The following is a 24280-nucleotide window of genomic DNA, read 5'->3' as shown; positions in this document are numbered from 1 at the left end:
AATAAATTAAGAATTATCTCGTATGTATTCCGCTAACTGGATGCCACGCAACTCATGAGGGACGTATTTTTTCTCACGTTTGTTCATGGTAGCCCCTACCGATACAAATCCTACAGTTTCCAAGACGAGTAAAGCCTTCTCCACCTTGTATCTATCCCCGATCTCCTTAACAAGATCAGTCCAGTTAATCCCATCAGTCCTATTGTTCCATATGACTCTAAAAACCTCGATCATTTCCCGCGGTATCCGTTTACCCATAAAGTCCACGATCTCTGGCGGAAACTCAAGAAAATCGTTATGCAAGAATTGCACCTCCTTATTGTTGCGTTAGGCACCGTATTCGAGGAGCCAGAGCAAACAATTGTTCAGCATTAGTGTTGCGTTACGCTTCGTGATTATAATTATGGGCTATCATCTCTCAGCCTGTCAATAATAGGATAGCCATATGTAGCCATATTTCTATGATTATTATCTTAATTAGCGTTGCGTAACGCAACTTAAAATTTCTATAGAAGCAATTATTAACGTCGCGTTATGTTGCGTTACGACGCTTAATCTACTTACGATGAAGCCAAACCCCTTATGTTTCAAGGCTTTTATGTTGATTAAATTACGTTGCGTTACGCCGCGTAATCTATGCTCGTTTTCCTCTTACCCTATATATAATAGGGTATATTGCATTTATATTACGTTGCGTTAGGCAACAGAATAGTTTTGAACTAATATCATATCTGTCAACTTAACTTTTGGTCACCTTCAGTCTATCAGGCATCGTTCTAGGGCTAAAAACGCTCGAATTGATTCCAGTTGGTGGTTGAAAGCAGATTACGAAAGAATCTATATGAAGAAGGGCATTTTGATAAAAATTTATAATTTTTGATAAGAATTAATGGGATCTGAATTAACTTAATTCGATTTTAATAGGAACAAAAATAGAGTGGTGGTGGTAGAACGCAGCCCAAATGAGACCCAACGTGAGTCGTCATTCGTCAAAAGGACAAGGCCCGTTTTAATCTCTTTGGTAGAAGCTGCTGAGGTAAAGAAGCTATCCCCATGTGATGAATACTTAGCCTATGATGATTTTATGGAGATAGCTCTGATTAATTACAATTGAAGTCACAACGTTCATAACAATAGCTCCACCCAATTGAAGTTACTTTAGATATGACAATGGATAGGTACAATGGTCATGACAACAATGAGTTATACATTATCATCTGGATTGTTGAACCTGTTGTCACAATAGTTGTCACATGAGCCATAGGTACATAAATACCATATACTTCAAGGCTTTTATCGTGATAACGTAAATGACAATGAAAACGACAATGGTGAGACGCTACTCCTAACCAGAGTTAGTTTGTACTTACATTGACTTGAAAGTAGAGGTTAAATAATGCGGTTCTATTTGGATGGTAATTTTGAACTTAATAAAATCGAGGACTCAATCCTCCAAAATTTATATCGGTTCCGGCTCCTTACGACTGAGCAGATCCTTTTTCTTATCTATCCTGAGCTGGTGACAAACACGTTTCCGCTTAACCCTAAAAACGATTCAGCTTGGAGGAAAAACTACACCGCAAAGTATTCTCGTATTCGAAAGGAAATACTTCGACTCGAACGGTTCAACTTTATAAGATCGCAATTATACAAGGTCACTGCTCGCAAGTTATCCGTCTACACACTGGATACCGAGAAGCTAAGCGTCGTTAAGGATCATCTTGATATTGACCCGCTCCACTTTGGAACAGGTTGGGATGATGACTTTGGCGATCTATCCATCGACTTTTTCGATTTTCCAAAACGGTTCGAGCATCATTTGGACTCCGTTAATTTTTTCATTCGAATGCAGTTCCTAAGCCCTCAATTCACGTTCATGAATGAGATCGACTATGTAGACAATGTGTACGCTGCTCAAACTTATAACCTCGAAAGTGGTGACTCAATAAAGTTCAGGCCGGACGGCGAGCTAAAGATCTACGGATTCCGGCAGGAGAAAAAGAATCCAACTCCAGGGTTCCATTCGTGGATCGAGATTGATCGGTCTACGGAGAACACAAACGAATTGTCGCTCAAGTTTGAGAACTACAGAGGTTACCTGGCGCAAGCAACAGCAACGAAATCATCCAAGCCACCAATTATCCTTGTGTTCACTAATGCCACAACGAAGATCGGCAGAAGGTGGATTTCTCTCTTCAATGCCTATCAAGCCAACTTGATGAATTACAGCTCTTACATGAATATGCTTGTTTGCAATTCGGAGAATTTGTTTCAGACGCTTAGTTCCTTTACCGAGAGGAACGGTATGCTTCTAAAGATGAAGCAGCGGGTAGAGGGAGCCGCTAAGCCTGATATGGGGTTTTTGGGGACGGTACATATGGGGAATGGCAGGAATAACGATCAAGATCAGGATCCTATCACACCTTTACAAGTGATGGCTAGTGATGTGCTTGGTTGGATCCCACATTTTGTAATCACCGAGAACAATCCCAATAGGGTCCAGATTTATCTGTTTCAAAAGTTCGATGGATATGAATCACAGGGATTATGCCGAGTACTAGACTTTCTCAGTAAATGGTCACAATTCCCGGATGAGATAAAGCGGGTTAAGGAAATCGTGCCAGTCTTTTATTTCAAGGACGGCTCGCCTATCGGGGTTCCTAAACAAATTGATGGATGCTCAAACGAGGAAAAAGCTGTATTAGCCAGATCGATATGGTATGGTACGGAACAAGGAACCTGGTACGATGAATCTCTTAAGCCGATGATCAGTGAATCAGTGATAAACCCGCTCACCTATGGACTTCATCTGAAGATATAAAACCAAGACGTGTGTTAAGATTCAATTCTTAGCACCGTCTTTTGTTTTGCTCATAATGAATATGCCCCTATCTGGTCAGGCACGGGGAACATTATGAACACATCAACACCCGTTTCCTCAGCAGCAGCGCGAGAACGATCCATTTTTTCGCTTCAGACCGATTACTTAACCGGCTTTGCTTTTATCCTGATCCCGGTGCTATGAGCAGCTTTTTTTGCTAGTTCAGCAAATATCCTTGCTTGTTCTTTTGTGATCGATGATGATTTTGCCATAAAAATCCCCTCCCTGGTCCAATTCTATTAATCCATTATTGCCATAACTCTTGAGGTTTAAGCATATTCCCCCGGCTGCTCTCATATCTTGTCTAGTAATGATGGACAAATGGACAAACGGACGAGTGGCCCTAGAGCTAATGGAGGTAAGAGGGTCATAATGACGATAGGGAGGAGAGATGTACTGTGAACCTTAACCCAATTTTTCGAGAGCCCACTCCCGCTTCAGCGAATAAGCAACTCTTGGGCAAACCTAACTTGCAACCCGAGAACCCGGTAGAGTTAAAGGAACAACCAAGACAAAGGAAACCGCGGAGCGATAAAACCCATGATATCCGGATCTGCGTCACTCTAAACCAAAAAGCTCTAATTCGCCGATTAGCCAAAGAATCGAAGTTAGCCTCAACGAAGTATGCGACCAAATTATTGGTATCATCTTTATCTTCATGCAGAATCCTACCCGAATACGATTATCACGATACAAAGATCTACGTACACGTAAAACCAACTCAGCTTGATTATCAGAAGGTGTTCGATTTTGCGGTTACCAACGATGTGTCGGAGCGGGAAGCGGCAACACGGCTTGTTATGCATGGATTACGGCAGCGTGGTGGTTTCGATTGAAACCTCTTAGTAAGTTGAATCTCATCTCTAGACGCCTCCAAGAATTATCCTCACCGCGAAAAGGGATACTCGGCGGCTTTTTAGATGCGCTCCTTGGATCGTCTGAGAATCATCGAAATGCCAAAGTAGAGCTTAATGTGCGGCTACCGCAACATGATTATGTGAGAGCTGAGATGTTCGTTGGGGATATCATAGATATGGCCGGTGATGATGTTTACCTTCGTGTCGATGAACTGATCGCAATCTTGTATCAAGATTTCCTAGTCACAATTGTAAAGGGAGTCAACCAGAAGCAACTTGCCGCAAAATTAGCACAGAAGCGGGAGAGGTATCTGCGGCAGTATCAAAAAGTCGAGGAATTTTTGAAAGTATCGCCGAATCATTGGAAACTCAGTGAACGTGTGGTCGCAAGGAAGGTGAAGTGGGTAATCATTCGTTTGGAGGTTGCTCGGCATGTCGCTTTCCGAGGTGAAGGATTCCTATTGGATCTATCGTTAATTGAGCCAAAGTTTCATATGTCCCTTGAGGAACTCATTTCCATACTGACAATGGATTTTATCGCCCAACTTCGATCTGGAAATGACGCAAAAGTAATTCAACATATCATTAACAACCTTCAGGCTGAGTAATGTACACGTACTGGATAGTGGAGAGGGTACCAGTGCTAGCGCAAGGGAAGATCGTCTTCCTTGTTCTTGCGCCAGTAAGTGAGACGCATCGTCTACCTCCAATAATTTAGTTGTCTACAGCTGATATCATGCCGAAAATACATGCCACTACGAGGAAAAACACCATCGTCCCTCAACTCCTTTCTTCTTGTATCTTTAGTATAGTACAGGCTGCGGCTCGAGGCATTTTTGCAGGTACCCAACTTGTCAGTCGAGCGTCACGCTCCATTTTTCCGAAAGGGAGATTGTTCCTTCACGGGTCTTTCGGTTATAATCGGGGTATATAATTTCATAACCAACACGCGAGTAAGAAGCACTTACTTGGGCCATTGGCCTAAGTATGTGCTTTTTTTTGTGGTTAAGGAGAGGAGGGAGTTTATCGAAATGATGATGGCGCTCAAGTTTCTCGTCCTTCTGCCGGCTAATATTGAGTTAAACTATATGGTCGTCCCAAAGGATGATGGTCGTATTTGAGATCGCAAGTACGAGAGAGAGGAAGGAGACGAAGCTTATTGGCTAAAGAAGTTTATATGAATGATGAACATCATTTCGGCAAAGGGTTGCTGCCAGCGTATGGACAGAAGATTTGGGTAGACTTGCGAGAGGGGTTGCTAGAGCTATACCGACTCTATTTTCACACCGGTTTGGTATCCCTTTTCATACTGGTTAACACGGCGATAGCCATTTCTTCTGCAATGCTGTGCATCATGCAATTTAATCAGGCTGCAAACGGTCCCGACGCCATCGCTCAATTGCTTCCGGATAAATTGGATTGGATCGCAAAGGGACTCGGTATTCTGTACCTTCCTATCCATCAACGTCCGCTTGTATGGCTATGCTGCATCTTCATTTGCTATTTTGTATGGTGCTATTCCACCATAACGCAGCCGATCCAACGCGGGCACAAAACGATTCTATCCTACACATCAGAGCGAGGCCGCAAGTACACCTTGGTCATTACCTTTGTACAAATGTCGCTCATGTACTGCGGATTATTCGCTTGGTATATCCACACGTTCACCTTCGATTACTTTTCGAAGATTCGTGTAGAAGACAAGCCCCATTTGAAAATAACGACCATGGAGGGGTTTGTTGATTTTCTGATGGTCATACCGATTATCATTTGCCTTATCGTTGCTTTTTTCGTGGCCAAGGAGTTCTATAAGAACGAGGACTTCAGGAAGCGTTTCTATACGTGGGAATTCTCCTTCTTATCGGATCAGTCGTTCTCATTGAGAAACAAGATGTGCGATATAGTTGTCGGTTGGGATAAGAAAACGAACAAGCCTATTGTATTGTCCGAAAAATCCCGCTTCCTCCACGAGCTTGTTGTTGGTGCGACAGGAAGCGGGAAAACGAGTACCACCATCCTCATCCGGATCGTACAGGACTTAATCCGGATAGCCAGAGGTCACAAAATGGGTATAGTAGTTCTCGAACCGAAATCCGATTTGATCCGTGATGTAGAGAAGCTTGCCGATAAACTCGGAATTCCTAAGAGTAAGATCAAGGTAGTTGATCCTACGGACCTGGTAAAGTCGATCCGATTTAATCCAGTGGCCGGCCCGTTAGAAGCGGCAGCTGAAACATGGCGCGGTACACTTGATGCTTTAACAGGCGACCAGGATCCTTTCTTCAAGGATCAGCAAGGGGAAACCGCTGCCGCGTATGTCATGCTAGGTAAAATTCGCTACGGTAATCAATTCAGCTTCATAACCCATTTGCAGCGCATGTATTCCGAGCCACGTTTCTTAGCGGATATGACTGAAGATGTACGTAAGTGGATCGAAAACAATTTGGCAAACCCAGCCATTACTCCTGAAGAGCGCAGCTTGCTCGAAAGGTATGATCGTGTCTGCGGCTTCTTCGAAAACGACGTGCTCGAATATACGGTTACTAATAGCAAGGACAGCGGTCAACTTCCGGTTCTCTATCCGCAGGGTCATAAGTATGCTGGTAAACAGGTTGTTTTGAATAAGAAGGACAAGTTTATCGGCGGTGCGAAAAAATACATAACGGATATTAGCTTGAACGCTATGCTTAGCCAACTCCTTATGGCGAAGGAGGGAGAGGAAACCCTTGACCTTGATTCCTTCCTCAATGATGGGGGTATCCTCTTGTTCAATAGTGCGCTTGCGGAGCTCGAAGAACTCAGCCTTATATTTGGACAGTTCATCATTCGGCAAATGCAATCCGCTGTATTCCGTCGTCCAAAGCAAGAAGATGGCTATAAACGGATTCCTATCTTCTTCACGATCGATGAGTTCCCGTTATACGTTAACGAAGCATTTCAACGCTTCCTCACGCTCGGGCGTTCTTACTTGGTCGGAACACTCATTGCAATTCAAAACTTGGCGCAACTTCGAGATGTCAAACCGGGTTATGATGAAACCATTCTCGCCAATGCCTCCAACAAGACGGTATTTGGACGCGGTGAGTTAAAGGATAACGAGTATTTCAGTAAGAGTTTCGGGGAAGAACCTATCATTGAGGAATCCATGAACGAGTCGGTGACTCCAATGAGTATGCCTAATCAATCTCGTGGACTCCGATACAATACGGCCCGCACGCTCCAGCCACGATTTACGCCAACACAGATCAAAGAGCAGCCGTTCAAACATTTTATCGTTGAATTAGTAGGCAGAGACGAAAGTATTAAGCCGGCTACTCAGTCATACGGAAAATTCGTGAATGAAACGAAGTTTTTAAAACGATTCATCGATATAGGCAAAATTGAGCTTGCCACTAAAAACTATAAGGCGCTTTCGTTCAAAGGGAATATCAATCAACTTTCCTACTTGGTTCGTCAGCTCGATGACAACAACCAAGATGATAGCATTGCAGAAGCGGGAGTATCATCTGAAACACCGAATGCGAAGCAGCCCACCACTCAATCTCAGGCGGAAGCAGTTAAGGAAATCAAGGATGGAAATAATCAAACTGCCGCGGCTTCTGCTCCACCACAACCAAATACTGTGGATGAGGATGATGACTCGTTAATAGAGTGGCCGGAATCAAACGATGAAGATGGCAATTTCGACTGGCCAGATCCGGACGCAGCGAACTTCGCGGCAGGTGAATCTACTCAACAGGTAGAAGTTGGGGCGTCAGAGGACTCCGGAATTTTAGCTGATCCCATCCTTGCAGAGCATCCGATCAACAATGAGAATGAGCAGGAAGATGTAATACCGCAGCATATCCATTCCATTCCGGATGATATTGATGCTCTGGTAAAGTCGGTCCACGATAATCTTGTTGGTACCGGCTCATCATCTAGCGGACGTGCTCCCACTCCAGCTGCAGAGAATCATCCGGTTGATCCAGCTTCAGCACAACAACCAGAGAAACCGAGAGTCAATCCTTTTGGTGATCACCTCGATGATCTCGCTGCATCTGATAGGCAGAACACTGACACTGACAAGCAAAAACAATATGCAAATGTCAACATCTCAAAGGTCGATGATTACAAAGAGGATTTGTAAATGAGAGAACCGTGTCCATGAGGCACGGTTTTTCTGTCTCTCTTTGCTGGAAAATTCACGCTACCTAATCGTATAACTTTTCTCTAAATCAGCTGATATTGCGCTAAAACGCCTTATTTCATGCGGTTTCTCACCTACCTCAACTCAAAATAGGGAAGTCAAAAACTGGTTATTTATGGTACAATACACGATATCAAACAGTCATTACACGATTTCGTGTTTTTAGTTCGGAGGGCGATTATGGATCTTATCTCCGAATATCAGAAGAAGCTAGAGGATTTGGAGAATTCTAAGCGGGCGTTACAATCCTTGCCTGACGGAACACCGGAACTCTCCTTTTTGAAACTGGTTACGGACCAGCAGATAAGGGACGCTCAAATGCGGTTGGAACGCTTTACGATGGGCAAGCTCCCATATCAATGCAGCTATTGTTCCGGTTGGATCAAGACAGAGGGCATACCTACGATGGTCGGCTCTATCGTCATGTGCGATGCCTACAAATCGACGATCAATGGCGTGATCAATACACAGCAGGCCGAGGATGAGTGGGGGCTTTCGAAGGGTACAATCCGTCAAGATTGTCACCCACGCCACGCTGTTTTACAACCATATATTGAAGCAGGCTTAGTCTTTCAGTCCGGACGGTATTGGCACATCCATCGATCAGCTATGTATGTCCACTATGGCAACCCCACCGCAATAAGAGACTCATAATTCCAAGAATTATTCCGAGAGTAATTTATTAATTTCATACTCCCAATAAGGGCTGTATCGGCGCAGGAGCATGCAGAAATCCTAAGTAATCATCTCAGTGGGGTGAAAAAATGGACCGTGATTCGCAAATAATACGTGATCGGCTCACGTATTTGTATCCTAATAAAATCGTTGAAGGGCTAAGCACAAAGGATCGATCTCTTTACAGTGTGATATACGGGTATCTCAGGGAAAATCATCCAGATGTTGGTATAGAGGAATATATCCGCTCTCTTGGGTTTGATTACATACGTAGGGCCACAGGAAATAACGTGGTGGGGGATTTTGACTTTAGCTCGGTTCATTATCTTACTAATCATTTCGATGATGTCAACCAAACTATACTCGCTCAGTTCCTTGGCATTTCTCGGCAGCGAGTTTCTCAACGTCTATCTGAAGCTACACAGGGAGGAAGAGATTGGAGGGTATCTGGTCTTACGGATGAAGAAAGCCTTATTGTGAAAAGCATGGTCGAGGAGAACCTTTTTGTTTTTGAATATGATGACGACAGCATGGCGATATTGACCGCTGCGCCAATGGGTCCGGTGTTTTTGCATCGAAATGGTGGGTCTATTAGGTTTCATTTCAATTTTGATCTCGAAACACTTCAATTCCTTGCATCAAAAGATAGAGATCGGCTTAGTGAAATAAATTATGCCCATCGCCGTGTTTTTGAACAAGTCTACGTCGGAGGCCAGATGTTTTATCGGCCAAAATCGGGAGAGAACACCATGAACATAAGACATTACTGCAGCGTCCGTGGACTTGATTATGATGAGTATTTAAATCATCTTAGTATTCACCCGATTATGGATGGAAGAACGTTAACAGATGAAGAGTGGTTTAATAAGTTGTATCCCTTTGTAGAAAGCGATGGGGTGCTTCGCGTCCCTCACCAGTCTACTGTTCAAACAGGTTTGGTGCGGCGTGCAAAAATGTTTGATAAGAGTGCTCAGGAATATGCAGAAATGCTCGGATTTCAGTGGAGACAGCGCGATTTTGCTTCAGAACATCAACGGCGTATGGTGAGGTATGAGGAACTTGTGCGGGAACAATCGTTTGACGGGTTTGTTTACTTACCTACGGAAGAGGGATTGTATAGGTCTTTATACTATTTTTTACGGGGTCGCAACGAAACCATTCAAACGTTTTTAGATAGAATCGGTCTTGAGCGGCTGGATAAAGAAGAATACCAGTCTCGTTTTGGGATTACAGGCGCAATTTTAGAGAAGTTAGAAGAATTGCAGTCGGCTCCTCAATATGTTACGAGTCCAACTGAACGGATTGCAAGAAACAAAAAAATGGTGACTTTGCTCAAAAAACTGTATGACTACCATTGCCAAATTTGCGGAACGGGTTATCCTCTCATACCACGCATCGAAAAGGATGATGGCACATATTATTGTGAAGTCCATCACGTGACTCCGCTCGGAACAGCTGAGACGGCTTTCGACGTCGAGACGTTGGACCATTATTCAAATGCCCTTTGTTTGTGCTCCCACCATCACTCCTATGTCCATTATCACAAAGGTCTGTAATCAATATGGAAGGAAACCAAATTTGTCTTCTATCGGTTCAGGGTGAGAAGTTGCCTATCCGAATAAACAAGCACATCAAGCTCGAAATAAAGGTTTCATAAAACAGCAGTAGTCTGAACTTTTATTTTCTCATCCATCCATGACTGTTGTTTAAGTTTTATGAGGTCTTCAAAGACTATATTTTCTCACGACAATTAAATCAATTAATTGACAGTTGAGATAGGTTCGCTTTACAATGGACACAAGTAAATATTTCCGGATTATCTCAGGAAGCACCTGCGATTTGGGGACCCCCCATGCGCTGGTGCTTTTTTGCGTTTCCGGACCTAACTCTATATCAACACGAAGGAAAGGTGATTTTGCATGTCGAGTCAATTTGAGCAGGAGTTCGACATTACTCCTGCAATGCGCTCCTGGGCAGATATCAAGGAAGCACAACGTACAGGCCGAATCATGGTTGGCCACACGATCGGTATTGAAACCAAAGCGCTTGGTGGCAGCAAAGAAGAAGTTTTAAAGATCGATTTTAACGGTGTATACGGCTACCTACCGAAATCTCGCGTAGATAACTACAATCTGCGAGGCATCCAACATTACTTGGATCGGGAACTGGAGTTTGTCATCGATGAAGTTATTATCGACAAAGCAGCAACAGTTGGCATTTTCCTAGCAAACCGTGCGAAAGCTCTTGAAAAGAAGGCGGAGCGTTTCTGGAAAGAAGCTCAGGAAGGACATGTTTTCGAAGGGTTTGTTCGCGGCGTCGATCAATATACTTTGTTCTTGCTAGTTGAGGGCGTTCCATGTGAGTTGAACCGCTCTGAAGTTGGCTACGTCTTCTACGAGGACCTTACTGAGGCGTTCGAAATCGGTGATACGCTTCCTGTAAAAGTCACAAGTATTAACCGTCCAACGAAAGAACAGAAAGGCAAGATTTTGATTGACTCCCGGACGCTGCAGGTCGATCCATGGACAAATATCATCAACTACCAAGTAAACGGGATCTACGTAGGGGAAATCACAAAGATTCATCCTGAACACGGTATGTTCGTTGAACTTATTGATTCACCTGGCCTTGTCGTCCGGACAAATTTCCCTCCTTATAGTGGGAATCATATTTTCAAAAAGGGAGAAAGCATTCGGGTTCGGATTGCGAAAATTGATGCAGCGGGTCGGCGCATGAAGGCAGTCGCTTTCGTTCCCCAAAACTCCAAGAAGCGGGATACCGCCCGCTACGGTCAGTTCGGTTCTTATGGTTCAAGGTAATCTTACCAGTTTCGAAGAGAGTCCGAAGGGAGGAGCGGGGGAGCGGGAGACACCGATCCCCTTTAACTCACCGATGGTGCCTGAGCACCTGAACCCCTATACCGACTCCGTATGCCCGAGGGATATTTCCGAACTCTTGCTTCCGGACGGAAAGAGGTTCGGGATGTTTTCCGACCCGTATGCCACCATCGAGTACCACGATCCAAAGTTCGGTTTGCAGAATGGTCGATATTGGCTGGATGCTCAATTGAATGGCGCTGATGTTTCGAAGAACGACCTAAAGCTAGTCGATGTGCTTTCCTCAAACAGAACGATGACTAGAAAGCAGCTGGAGAGAGTACTCTTCTCTGATCTCCAACCTGGCGACCGGACCGGTATTGAATTCATCAAGCGATGCCGAAGCCGCGGCATTATATGTGCCTACCGATGGGCTACCCCGCTCAAGGAAGATCGGAAAAAGCCGCTTGCGTACATACTGACCAAGGTTGGTGCCGATGCGGCCGAGATTCTCTTTCACCGCAAATTAAACGAGGAACAGTGGGCACGACCGGTTGAGTACGGACCAGGTCAAGGACCAGAAATGACATCATATTTCGTTGATCTTGCGGCGAATGAATTATATGCTGAGCTCGTCCGAATTGAACGCCTCATATCATGGCAGCGTCGGCCGGTAATCCGCGTCGATCAAAAGGTATTTCATATCCCAGTTGCCGCTTTCGAGGTAATTCGGGACCGCAACGACTTTCTTCAATTCTGGGTAGAAGTGTTCCGGCCGAGCAAAGACTTTATCCGAAAAACAGCTGAACGCTTTGCTCGTTTGCGGCAAGTTTATCTCAAACTTCCGGATCACAACCGACCGGCTCGTATCATGTTGATCGCCGACGGCGAAAGCCGGATCCCTCTTCTAAGCCGAATTGCTGAACAATATATGCCAGAAGTCCCGCTCCGTTTCACAACGGATGAGCGGCTGCTTGCGGGCATCAGTCGGGACACCTTCCTCGAATATAACAATTCCGAGAAGAAGATGACGGCAAGCACCATTTCGTTCCTACTGGAAGACGCACCTGGCATGAAGGCCTCCGCGTATTTCTCGGAATTGAACAAGACGGATGATGACGCTTTTGAAGATTAAAACATATTGCTGAAAAAGGTTTGGATTCTAGTCATCAAGCCTTTTTTAGCAGGAATTCTTCTCCGAAGATAGGTGAACCAATGAATACGCGCATCGATGAGAATATACGGAGAAAAGTGACGGTCGACTTTATTCTAGCAAATGAAAATAACGAGACAATAAAATGCTCCTTTAGGAAGCTGTTTGATTATGACGGCAATATGTATGTTGCATTTGAGGACACCAATGAAATGATACACATCTTACGAATAAGAGATCCTTACAGTGAAACTCCAAAATTAGTAGAAGTACCGCAGGATCACAAAGCTATTATATATAATCACTTTCAGTCTTTAATTGGTGAACGCATGATTTATGATGGCCACATTTGAGGAGTAGAGTTCGGAATAATTACCACTCTGCTACTCTTATAAGTTTGAATAATCCAATAAACAGTGGCAATCTAGGACTAGTCCAAGGCTGCCACTGTTTTTATTTTGGATAACCTGTCTCTTCGAGATGTCTTATAAACTAGCAGTAAGGCTGCCTCAGCTATTTTATATTTGAGTTCTGTTATTCATCTGTAAGGAGTCGAGCCGTGCGTAGGTTGACCCTGCGCGGCTCAACCAAGCTATTTCTTTACTTTCACAGCAGTTGTCTCAAATACCTTAAAATATGACAGCTATTCTTTCCAACTCAGCCTCCAGCATGGTATAATAGGGACATTCTTTAATTATCATTTCTTGCTCCTGCCAAGCGGCCCAGGGAGTACCGTCAGATTCACCTTTCTATTAATTGATCTACGGGTTTACCATGCCCAATTTCAAAGAACCGTCTCTTGAGACGCAGATTATGAAGTCCACTTGGATTTCAAGATTCTATCTGCTGCTGAAGAGTCGGTTCTTTTTTTGTTGATTTTTACCGACTAATTAAAAGCTGAAGGGAGAGAGAGTATGTGGAATGGAATCTGAAACGAGTCAAGACAATGTGGGATCACGTCGAGGTTAAGCCACCGAATATACCGGAGTTTCGGGTTAATCGGTACAATACCACGATTGTACATCACGAGATCGAATCTGCAAACATAGCAACCGTTCCGAAATTGTTCGCTGAGCTGCAAAGCTTGCTTCAAGGACGTTGCTTGGATCTGCAATTCATTTTTGATGGAGAGTATCCCTGTTCTGAGCTTAAGGCTCTCGGATTTACGCTAAGTCATGGGGAGAGCCGCATTTGGAACAAATCGCATCCCGAATACCGTATTTCAGCGATCCGCATTGAATCTACTAACTCATGGATTCTGGAGGTCATGAAACGCTCTGGCCGCGGTGTTCTTAGCGATGCTGCCCGTCTTGATTTTCTAACCAGTAGCGGAAAGTATGAAGTGCAACTCACAATTCCTCTTGAAGTGGATGTGATTGCCTCATGAAAGCTGCGATCCTGGTTGATGAGATCAATGCAATGATTCAAATGCACGATATTGGCATTCACGGAATCCGCCCATGGGTTGAGTTTTACCGTGCGATCCATCAAGTGCTCACGAAAGATTTTGGCCAAGCAGAAGTAGGGTACCATTTCTACGGAAGCCTGCCACCAAAAGATGTAGCCGGTACGAGGTATTTCGATCGGAAACGGTTTTTTCAGGCACTCGAGCGCGATAAGATACAGGTTCATGAAGGATTTTGTATTACGGACCGCGCCGGCAGCCTGATGGAGAAGGGAGTCGATATGTCGATTGGACTAGACTTGTTTGAGTTTAGCCTGAACGATTTCGATCTCCTTTTTGTTTTTTCCGGGGATTCTGATCTTGTCCCTGCCATCCAGCGAGCGAAGCTTCGATCTAAAGTCGTTGCTGTAGTTGGGCGAAAGCAGCCTGCTCGACTCTTCAAAGAAATGGCGGACGGCATTCTGTACCTGGAAGACGTAATTGATTTGATTGAGGATAAGCATTTAATCCGAAAAAAATCCAAATCCCCTCACACAAAGGAGCGAGTTACACATGTCCCACACAACCAATCTGAGCTTTCAGCTTAATGCACCATTTCCATATCGTGCATATGGAGTGAACTATGAAGGACAAGCATATGTCAGTGTCCAATGGGTGGTCGATCGACTCAACGACGTCATCGGCCCGCTAGATTGGAGGCATGAGTTCTTCGATGTGAACGAAAGCATGGATGATTTCTCCGTTGAGTTGCTAGGGCGTCTTTCGATCTGGAACGAGTCGAGACAAGAATGGATGGAACGCGTAAATTACGGTAATGACACCATGACCATTATGCGTGAAGCCCAAGTCCCTACCGCTCAAGACCGAATGGACTGTAAGAAGTCTGCTGTTTCGGATTCGCTCAAAAAGTGCGCTTGCTGGTTCGGTGTTGCCTCTGATGTCTTTAAAGGCTTTATCGATGTAATCAAGCCAAAGAAATTCGATAATGGAAACAACCCTTTGTATCACCGTCTTGTTTCAGCCCATGGAATTGTTGAGCAATATGGGGCCCACAAGTACGGCATCCCAATCCTGCCGGATTCTTACCGGGATTATTACAGGGATAAGGGATGGGAAGGTATCTTCCAATCGGATATCAGAGCTTTATTTACCAGTAACCAAGGCGATACTGGCGCATCCATCAGTAATAAGGGAAACTCCGAATCCTCAGAGCCTACATCGATCCTTCCGGATGAACAACAAACCGGAACATCTTCAGGCAAAGGGAACGGCGGCTCTTCATCCCGATCTACTGGGGGCAGAGGAGGCGGCAGCGGTTCCGCAACTAGCGGTTCCCGCAGCAGCACTTCTAGTAGCGGCGCTAGCAAACCGACTCTCATCCGTATGAAGGTGCTTGATGCACCAAAGTTCAATCCGGATGGATCGGCTACGTTCCGTGCGAAATTGGAGAACAACAAGGAAGTCACCGTCATTGCCGGCAAAGCGCTTGCAGACGAAGTGAGAAAGATCCAGCCTAACCACGTCGTCAAGACGAACGGGTGGTATCGTGAAGATCAGCAGAAGGTCACGCTGGCCACTAAGGACGGCAAGATCGAAGTAGAAACTGCTGCATAATTTCGGGCAATTACGCCCCGTGTAGAAATGCCAAGGAGCTCAGCACCGCTGGGTTCTTTGGCTTTTTGATTATTTCCCCAAATTCGGAAGGAGACATAACCATGAAATTTTCGAAAAACAAGTTGCCGGAGATCGTAACAAAGCAATATATGGAAAAAAAGATCGACTACGTATCTCGGGTCAAACGAGCTGAAATTTTAGAGGCTGGCGAGGTCGCTTCCTACGTGAAAATCGATTTCCTAGACGGCAGTAAGAGCTTGTGGGTCAGTAAAAATGGTAAGTCGGATTACGTACATTTCTGCGAATCCTTCGCCGGTGGACGCCCGTGCCCACACCTTGGATGTGCTGTTGCAGTTGCTGATATGGCCAAGAGCCAAATCGATCGCTTCGCTCTCCCAAAAGATCCGGCTGAACTGAACACATTCATTTCAGCTATTCCTGATTCCGAATTCGAAGATGTTTCTGATGTCTTCGGAATCCCTTCATTCGCTGAAGAAGTGGAAGAGGCTCCGACCGTAACAGCTGCAACTCCCGCTTCTGCACCATCTGTACCAACTCCCGCTTCTGTAGCAAACCCAAAAGTAAAGCGAGATTGGAAAGTGGGATGGACGGAAATCGAAACATACTTGCATAGTCAGAGCGTTGATCGTCGCCTACTCGTAAAGATTCAAGAAAAGCGTAAAGCTGTTTGCGATCTAGCTGCCACTACGCCTATGTCTATTGAGCCTCTAGCTCCGCCGACACCATACCAAGGTCAGATGCTGGAGCGTGCACTACGCCACATCATCATGGGCAAGTCCTTATTACTTGTAGGGGACAAAGGTGCGGGGAAGGATACGCTCATCAACACAATTGCTTGGATTTTGGGGTATCCTCTGTATCTGCAAACAGGACACAAGGGATATACCTCCGAGACAATTGTTGGCGAGAACATGCCGACTGGCAAAGGACTTGAAGTGGCATTTAAGTATACTGCATACGCAACATGCGTCATGAACGGCGGTTTGGTTCATTTCGCCGAGCTGAACATGCTGATGCCAGATGCCACCTCAATCTTTCATTCCGTCTATGACGACAATAAACAGCTCTCCACACCGCTTGGCACTGTGCCTGGCCACCCGGAGCACCTGTTTATTGCATCGATCAACGTCGGAGAGCATTACGCGGGAGTTAAGGCGCTTAATGCGGCTCTGAAGGACCGTCTTGCGGTTCTCCATCTGTCGTATACAGCGGACTTTAAGTTCCTGATAGAGAAAAAATCCGGGCTCACCGATCGTCATGTTCTTCAGTGGCTTGAGGACATCAAGAGTCAAATTGATCTCCTCTACGCAACTGAAGGCGCAGGTGATGAATCCCGGACTGTTCGTGGTTACATTGATGCTGCCAGGTACCTAAAGGAGTTTGGCATCAATGATATGACCAAGATTGAAGCGATCGAGGACTTTGTAATCAACAAGTGCGAAGATCGAGATGAACGTTTCGCCATTCGTAGCCAACTTCGCATGTCGGTTTGGAAAGCACTTCCGAAGACAAAGGAAGAGGAAGACTACGAAACTGGCGTAGCCTGAGATGATTGAGGGACCTCCTAGTGAGAGCGTCCCTCTTTCCCATTTATTTAAGGAGAGTGATTCGGTATGTCAAGAACGGCAACCGCTTTGATAAACAAAGTACAAGTGATTAAGGAACGAGAAAGAGTTCGCGTCAAACGTTGGCTTCATATCCTGTTCGGCGGCCGAAAATTCGGTTTCCAATGGACGGATGCGCCTACATCGTACACCGATGGCAAGGACGTTTTTTCCAAGTACGATATCGTTCGACCGGGTGGGGGACCAGAGTTTACCGAGGACGAAAAACGGGTGATCCGGAAGGGAACTTCCGTCCATGAGCGGGGACATATTGAGTACGATGTCATTGAGGATTATATCAACTGGTTAAAAGAATACTCGAGCCCTAATCGTTCGGATTGGGAATCAAATCTCAAGTATCCTAGCGACTGGACGAAATTTTTCGGTAATGTCATTTTAGATGGTCGCATGGAGAACTTTACGATCATCGATCACCCTGAAGTAGACGAATACCTTCAGTTCAAGAATTACAACTGGAAGTGTGCACCGATGATCCCACAAAACCGCGTCCAAGATTTTCGGCTGCTGTATATGACTCGCTCCCTTGGCATGCTTGATCCCGAAGGTCTCGACCCTGATTCAGTCGCATTAATCGACTCGGTACAATCTTTAATCGAAAAAGCCCGCTTCGAATCCACAACAAAAGAGTGTATGGAATGCGCCACAGACATCGTTCGGGCGACATGGCCAACACTGATGGAGTGGATGGAGGCGGATGGGCAATCTCCAGCTGAGCCGATGTTCGGTTTTCCAAGCGATGATGACGACCCCAATGTTTCTTGGGGGGATCGGGATGAAGTGGAACAGAACGTCATTCGCGTCAAGGTTCGTATCAAAACGACTGAAAAACCTGATGAATCTGAACCTGACGGCGGTCAAGACTCAGAAGACGTTGACGGCGGATCTGGCACTGATTCGGAAGGGGAGGAGGAGTCCGAAGACTCTTCTGAGGCTCCCGATTGTTCAGGCGCTCTAAGCGCTGCTGCGAAAGAAGCGGAGTCAGACGAAAACGATGCGGAAGAAGAGATTGGTCCCTATGGGGAGATCGAGATTACGATCGAGATTGACCCTGGCATGAAAAGACCGTCATTCGCAGCAACCGTTAAGTCTATGCCTTACAAATACCAGAATCTTCATCTTTACCAGTCCGTTGAGCGGACGATGAAGCGGGATATTGATCTTACCTCGAAGGTTCTGAAGGAATTGTGTGAACCAACACCCGACGAGCTGCTGTTAAACCAACGGAGCGGGAAAGTGATGGTAAACAGAATGTGGCGCAGCCAGGCCCTTGGCGAAACAAACTTCTTTGCACGTAAGCTCAATGGCACGCCTGGTACAGAGGTTCGGATCGCTATGATGGCCGATATCTCGGGCTCAACTAACAGTAGCTTCAGAGGGACTACCTCTAAGGTAATTGACGAAATTCGTAAAGCCCTCATTATGATGACGGCAGCATGTGAGAAGGCCGGCATCCCTAATGCGGCTTATGCGTTTACAGACTACAACGATACCGTGATCTTCCCGTTAAAACCAAGTGGTCGTTTCGGTAGTATAGAGAAAGGATTCCTTGGCGGCATAGAGGCTGAAAACGGAAATCGGGATACGTTAGCGCTCCAACACATGATTAACGAAATGTCCAAGTACAATGAGGGCATTCGGCTGGTGATCATGATTTCTGACGGAATGCCGTGTTTTGAACGGCATGAGGACGAGAATACCATGAGGCTCATGGTGCAACAGGCGGAGAAGCAGGGCATCGATGTTCTTTGCCTTTATTGCGGACCGGAACAGCAGGACATCCTTGAGTTGGTTCAGCACATGTATCCGGGCGGCGCAATTAACGTCGGCAAGAATCTTGCCCGGGATCTTTCCCGCCACGTAAAGCGAATTATTCGCAAAAGAAGATAGTCTTAGACTAGGGAAGCACACCATGTGCTTCCCTTTCCTATGCTTTAAAGAGTTATCCAATCCAATAACAAGGAGACGAAGAATATATGAACCCTATTAAAACTCAGTTTACCGGTGCAATCGAAACGCTTAAAGCGGAATACTATCGGCTGGAAGAGCGATCAAACTCCTTATCCCATGAAGAAAAAAACCGCCAGGATGAAATTACCCGAGCTATAACTCTCTTATCCGGTGACTCGCAAGTCTTTGCCCACCTGTTCTCTTTCGGTGCGGATACGAATATCAGTCTCCATCCTACGGAGGAGCTGGCGATCCGCGATGTAAGGACCGTTTGGAGCAAGAGCGATTACAATCCGGAGGAAGACGGTTCAATCATCTTAGCAGCAAAATTGAACGGGGAACCGGGAGAAGGTAAGTGGAGCCTGACACATGAAGGCGGGCTAATCAGCAGCCACGGCTCTAATTTGATTGGTTACTCCATCTTTGAGCCGGCTGTAGATGATAACGAACCTGTTTCTTTCGAAGCTCGAGCGAGCAGCTCGATCGATTGGAGCCGTTATGAACTCACTGCCCAGGTCATGGCCACGCAGCAACTCACCATCAATGACGAAGGCACCGAAATGAATTGGAACAGCATTGATGAGATCTTCAATACAACGCTGATCTTCGTCAAAGATATCTTGCAGGATGTCGTCTTCGATGTCGATACCGAGGATATAGGTGACGATCAAATCATCGAGGCTGTTGTCCAAGCTGTAAAGTTGCATGAGATGGAGTACGGGGCTGATGAATAATCGTTACGTACGGTATAAGCTCATTGCTCAATACCGTCAGAGTCAATATAGACCTTCGTTTACTAATCCAATAATCATGAAGAGGAGTTGCTTCTGAATGAAGAACATTGCGAAGTTTGGCCGCTATTTTGAGAAGAGAATAGAAATAGCATTCTGGGTTAATATCCTGATGTGCTCAGCATTCATTTTGACAGGACAATACATGTTTGCCGGCATGACGCTTGCTCTTGCAGTTGTACAATTTCAGCCGCGGATCATAGTCGAGAAAATTCCAACCGCTTGGCAAGAAATGATTCGGAATCGGGTTCTGCAGTTGACGTACTGCTTCGGAACGAAGAGCTATCTTGTAACCACCAGCGGGGTGATGAAGGTCGTACGCTATAAAAAGATCGATGACAACACATTGTTTGTCTGCAGATACAGCGCGGGATACAACTCGGCAATTGCTGAGTCAATCCGGTTCTGTAAAACTACTGAAGAAGCTGTTCATCTCCTTGCTTCCATGTATCACCAGGAGCTGAGGGAGCTGCGCAATAAGTTGGATCAAAATCTGGAGAATGTTTAGCGAAAAGTGGGGGATGGATTTTCCGTCCCCCACTTTTTTACTGCCTCCATCACAATATAAGCTACACGACATTATCTTTGGAGTATTCCATATAGTGAGTCACAGCGTGCCTTCTATGAGAAGATACTAGGTTTCGACATGTATGAGTCCTTGTTGCAATCTAGTGTCGAAAGATGTACGATTATGGTAATTTCATTACATATCAACTCACGGAAGCACCGTCGGGTCATGGCATAGCCATGTCCGGCGGTTTTTTTGTTGGATCTTTTTGCGATTGTCTTGTTTGAATCAAACAGATAGAATGAAAGGAGGAGCCTTTGGTGGAAGGAGGCAAGAATCAAATGAGCAAAAAACTTATGAGCTTATTGGATGAGATAGCAATGGAGAATTACAAGGTTATCAGTTCCAATAAAACTCTTTCAAACTCGGCCGAAGATATGATTAAACACATGCTAAATGATAGATATAGTAGAGTCGTAAATTATACCTCTGGTGATTTGGATAAAGCTTATATTGCCATTGGACGTAGTATCAACACGCTCAAAGAAAAGCAAATAAAAGCAATGGAGTCCGGATCGGACTTAGATGACGGCGAGATTTATGATTTAGCTATTCTTGAACTCAAAATGATGATTATTGATACAGCTGTCGTTGTTCGGAAAGAAGCCCGCGCTAAAAAGGGTGAACACCCTGTTCTACATAAACATCTTGATTATCCTGTCTTCAGCGTAGATAATCCTCGCCGCACTACCCTTGAAAAGTTGCAGAAAAACAATGGGGTTATCATAGAGAAGCGAGAAGGGGGCTTCCGTCAACTCACTTTTAGAAATGCTAACGGCATGTTCCTTACTGACTATGATCATAAAGTCTTCGCTTCACTGTGCAAGATTTGCCTTGATCGTGGATTCCCAAAAGAGATGCATGTTGGGGTAGGCGAAATAATCGAGGAAATGAAGGTACCTTCGCCTGGCGGAAAAGACTATGAAAGTATTCGTAATAGTCTGACTGATATCTATAATACCTCGATCGTTTTCGAGGATTCGAATACAGAAGATTTTGACGATAGCAGTTCATTCGAATACCATCGAATTTTCCAAGCGCTTTCGGCAAACGGTAAGAAGTTTACCAGTTTCAAGGTGCTATTCCAGGATTACATACATGCTGCCTTAAAGCAGGGCGATTTTATTAGCATCAACATGTACCTAATGAACGACCTCACGATGGATACAGCCCGGAGCTTATATAAAGTCATCCTGAATGAGTATAGTAAAGAAGAGAAGGAAGTTTACGAATTCGAATTCAAGACTTTAAGAGCCCACATAGATGTGGACCGCAGCAATGACCATCGTGCGAACCAGTCGATCAAAAAAGCATTCCAAGAGTTATGTGCTTCTGGCATTATCAGCAATTTTGATGATGTTAAGATCGGTACAGGTAATTGGATGTACTATGTCAGACCTAATACAGCTCAACTGCAGTATGCAGCAAAAAATCGTGATATGGATCCGATAGGTGAATTGGGTAGAACAGGACCGGTTCAGCAATCGTTTCGATTTCTTAATGAAGTAGCTGCTGGATCTGAATAACTCAGCCCAACCAAAAAGCCCCCCAACTCATTCTCATTTGATAGGGGGGTTTTTCATTTTTATTTAACGGATATAAATATTTTTTTTGATCTTTATCGGCTTTTCTACAATAAACCCCGAGATTTTATACATTAAACCCCGAAATCTTATACAATAAACCCCGAAATTCTCTACATTAAACCCCGAAATCTACATTAAACCCCGAGATCTACATTAAACCCCGAGATCCTATACATTAAACCCCGAATTCTACATTAAACCCCGATATTCTCTACAATAAACCCCGATATTTTCTACATTAGTTCCAGTTTGCGCCATTTAGAAATAGATGTTAATGTCGAAAAAGCAAGGAAAATAAATGCAAAAACCTCCGCTTCAACGGAGGTCGGATTTTGCGATATAATGCCCGGCGCCAACCGGTCATCGATTTTGTTTCCCCAAGATGTTAGTTTTCTAACCCGCTACAATCTGCGCCAACAGAAAGTAGCAGCGAACCAGAAGATAAAATTGCCTTCTCGCAAAAATTGCGATTATGAAGGTCTACTTTAATTTTGCCTTCATTCAGTTTGAGCTTCATTATATAACGAATTCACAAGCCCGTAAAGAGATCCACCATATATAAATCGTGAAGAAAGGAGGTCCACCAGACGATGGGAGAAGCCAAACGCAAACTCGAAACCTACTCGCAGCGTTTCATGCAATTGAACAATAAAGTCCAAGGTGCAACTTACCCTGTCTCAGTGGACTATACCTTTCTTTCTGATATATTCAATCTTGAGAAAATGTATGCAAGCGATGAGGTAGTTATGTTCCGCCGTAACAGCCACCCGCTTCGTAAATTCCATGTAACGGAGACAACTATTCGACTGATGATCGTGATCTCTCGGCGTTTTAACTCTCAAGGAACGCTGACGGGGTGCCCCACACACAAACTGTATAGTTTGATGGTTGAAGAGTACGAGGATCCGTGTTCGAAAGAACAGTTCTATGCCGAAATCCATAAGTTCAAGGAGCTTGGAATCCTTACGCTTTCTCAAGATGGCGTCGTTGACACATGGAAGCTGGAACCCTTCAAGCGCGATACAGGGCGTTTTGTGCTTTTCTCCCCAGTTGTATTTTCAAAAGCTTTCACTGATCTACCGATCGCATCGCAAAAGCTATATATGTATATTGTTTCGCGTAACGGTGACCGGGTTGGGTCAGAGTTCAAAATCAACCTGGATAAGAATTCATGGATCTATACACTCACTCACAAATCACGTCCAATTCAAATTCGTGAGCTCATGAATTCATTGGCAAAACTAGAACCAGTTAATAGACAACCGCTAATCATCCAAAGTGCAGTGGAGAAAGATGATTTAGGCCGGTGGTCACTTCGTTGTACCCTTAATCCTGCATTCATCATTAAGCATGAAGAGGGAGCACATTACCGTCTGGTACCCAAAGCTAAGATTCCGTACAGCAAGACTGTCGCGCGCCTTCGGATTCTCTTTGCCCAGTACAAAATAGGTGAAGTCGAACAATTGGATCAAGGGGTACTCTTTTTAGACTTGGTCCGGCTTCTCAGTAATGCCAGCATCAAAACGCTTCGATTTGCTGTGATCCGGATTAAAGAAATGCTGCAGAACAACTTCGGCGGGCCTTACAACCTGGTTAGTGCGCTTGAGACAGAATTGAAAGATCGCACATTCATTGCTTTCTCGGAAATCTTGAAGGAGACAGGCGCTGATCGTTACCTGGGTATCGAGGAAGATTATGCTGATGCTCGTCCGCTGCAGTTCTTTAGAACTGTAAAAGAGGCGTTCACGGTTAGTGAATTCAAATCTGTTTGTGCCACTGCTATCCCGCTTCTTCGCAAACGATTCGGCCGCCAGCTGGAAATTGATGATCCACATTATTCACTCAGGAAAATTCGACCTGGAACACCGGCAGATGATGAATTCTATCTGGAAGATTTCCTAATAGAGTTGAAATCCAAAATGAATAATAAATCGCACATCGCGTCTTAATCCGCTCCCCTGTAAAATGGGGGGCTATTTGTCGTATAGTATATGGCAATCTACAAAATCCAGATCGTTTATCTATTAGATAAAACATAGGGTTAAACCATTATTTCAACCAAAGGGCAGCCAAGTTTCAGTAAATCTGACGACGACTGCCCTTTGACTTTTTATTAAAAGTTATTATTTAAGAAATTCATTCCCCCGTGCAC

17 protein-coding genes are annotated in these 24280 nt (G+C 44.8%); 16 read left to right on the top strand and 1 reads right to left on the bottom strand.

Annotated elements, in window-relative coordinates; all coding sequences use genetic code 11:
* Positions 1-6: 6 nt before the first annotated feature.
* On the bottom strand, positions 7-303 hold the full coding sequence (locus AC0YN4_RS27365; protein WP_475784008.1) for a hypothetical protein: 297 nt from the start codon (positions 301-303) through the stop codon (positions 7-9).
* A gap of 1573 nt (positions 304-1876) precedes the next feature.
* Between AC0YN4_RS27365 and AC0YN4_RS27360 the strand changes: the two genes are divergently transcribed.
* The 16 genes from AC0YN4_RS27360 to AC0YN4_RS27285 all read left to right on the top strand — a co-directional run bounded on the left by AC0YN4_RS27360 (position 1877) and on the right by AC0YN4_RS27285 (position 24077).
* Entirely contained in the window at positions 1877-2821 is a 945-nt protein-coding gene (locus tag AC0YN4_RS27360; protein ID WP_475837295.1) for a hypothetical protein, read from the top strand.
* An 892-nt stretch (positions 2822-3713) separates the two neighbouring features.
* Positions 3714-4346, top strand: coding sequence for a hypothetical protein (locus tag AC0YN4_RS27355; RefSeq protein WP_475784010.1), 633 nt, complete (start codon positions 3714-3716; stop codon positions 4344-4346).
* A gap of 1010 nt (positions 4347-5356) precedes the next feature.
* The gene (locus tag AC0YN4_RS27350; RefSeq protein WP_475837294.1) at positions 5357-7867 is read left to right on the top strand and encodes a type IV secretory system conjugative DNA transfer family protein; all 2511 of its coding nucleotides are present in this window, start codon (positions 5357-5359) and stop codon (positions 7865-7867) included.
* A 240-nt stretch (positions 7868-8107) separates the two neighbouring features.
* The gene (locus AC0YN4_RS27345; RefSeq protein WP_475784012.1) at positions 8108-8581 is read left to right on the top strand and encodes a helix-turn-helix domain-containing protein; all 474 of its coding nucleotides are present in this window, start codon (positions 8108-8110) and stop codon (positions 8579-8581) included.
* Between the two features lie 110 nt (positions 8582-8691).
* On the top strand, positions 8692-10158 hold the full coding sequence (locus tag AC0YN4_RS27340) for an HNH endonuclease (RefSeq protein WP_475784013.1): 1467 nt from the start codon (positions 8692-8694) through the stop codon (positions 10156-10158).
* 363 nt (positions 10159-10521) lie between these two features.
* Entirely contained in the window at positions 10522-11421 is a 900-nt protein-coding gene (locus AC0YN4_RS27335) for a 30S ribosomal protein S1 (RefSeq protein WP_475784014.1), read from the top strand.
* Complete coding sequence (locus tag AC0YN4_RS27330) at positions 11408-12553, top strand: replication-relaxation family protein (protein ID WP_475837293.1); 1146 nt, start codon at positions 11408-11410, stop codon at positions 12551-12553. The genes AC0YN4_RS27335 and AC0YN4_RS27330 overlap by 14 nt, the downstream gene beginning before the upstream one ends.
* Positions 12554-13487: 934 nt before the next feature.
* Entirely contained in the window at positions 13488-13958 is a 471-nt protein-coding gene (locus AC0YN4_RS27325) for a hypothetical protein (RefSeq protein ID WP_475784016.1), read from the top strand.
* Positions 13955-14563 (top strand): NYN domain-containing protein, encoded by a 609-nt coding sequence (locus AC0YN4_RS27320; RefSeq protein ID WP_475784017.1) that lies wholly within the window; start codon positions 13955-13957, stop codon positions 14561-14563. Before AC0YN4_RS27325 ends, AC0YN4_RS27320 begins: the two co-directional genes overlap by 4 nt.
* A gap of 28 nt (positions 14564-14591) precedes the next feature.
* The gene (locus AC0YN4_RS27315; RefSeq protein WP_475837292.1) at positions 14592-15590 is read left to right on the top strand and encodes a Rad52/Rad22 family DNA repair protein; all 999 of its coding nucleotides are present in this window, start codon (positions 14592-14594) and stop codon (positions 15588-15590) included.
* Positions 15591-15691: 101 nt separating this feature from the next.
* Positions 15692-17158: an AAA family ATPase gene (locus AC0YN4_RS27310; protein WP_475784019.1), complete on the top strand. Its 1467-nt coding sequence runs from the start codon at positions 15692-15694 to the stop codon at positions 17156-17158.
* A 66-nt stretch (positions 17159-17224) separates the two neighbouring features.
* Complete coding sequence (locus tag AC0YN4_RS27305; protein WP_475784020.1) at positions 17225-19123, top strand: vWA domain-containing protein; 1899 nt, start codon at positions 17225-17227, stop codon at positions 19121-19123.
* Positions 19124-19209: 86 nt separating this feature from the next.
* Entirely contained in the window at positions 19210-19917 is a 708-nt protein-coding gene (locus AC0YN4_RS27300) for a hypothetical protein (protein ID WP_475784021.1), read from the top strand.
* Between the two features lie 97 nt (positions 19918-20014).
* The gene (locus AC0YN4_RS27295) at positions 20015-20482 is read left to right on the top strand and encodes a hypothetical protein (RefSeq protein ID WP_475784022.1); all 468 of its coding nucleotides are present in this window, start codon (positions 20015-20017) and stop codon (positions 20480-20482) included.
* Between the two features lie 341 nt (positions 20483-20823).
* Complete coding sequence (locus AC0YN4_RS27290; protein WP_475784023.1) at positions 20824-22068, top strand: hypothetical protein; 1245 nt, start codon at positions 20824-20826, stop codon at positions 22066-22068.
* Positions 22069-22718: 650 nt separating this feature from the next.
* Positions 22719-24077: a hypothetical protein gene (locus AC0YN4_RS27285; protein WP_475784024.1), complete on the top strand. Its 1359-nt coding sequence runs from the start codon at positions 22719-22721 to the stop codon at positions 24075-24077.
* Positions 24078-24280: the final 203 nt, after the last annotated feature.

Source organism: Paenibacillus sp. J22R3 (genome assembly GCF_056269305.1).
The sequence above is the reverse complement of the archived record's forward strand: the minus strand, read 5'-3'. Positions and strand labels throughout refer to the sequence as shown.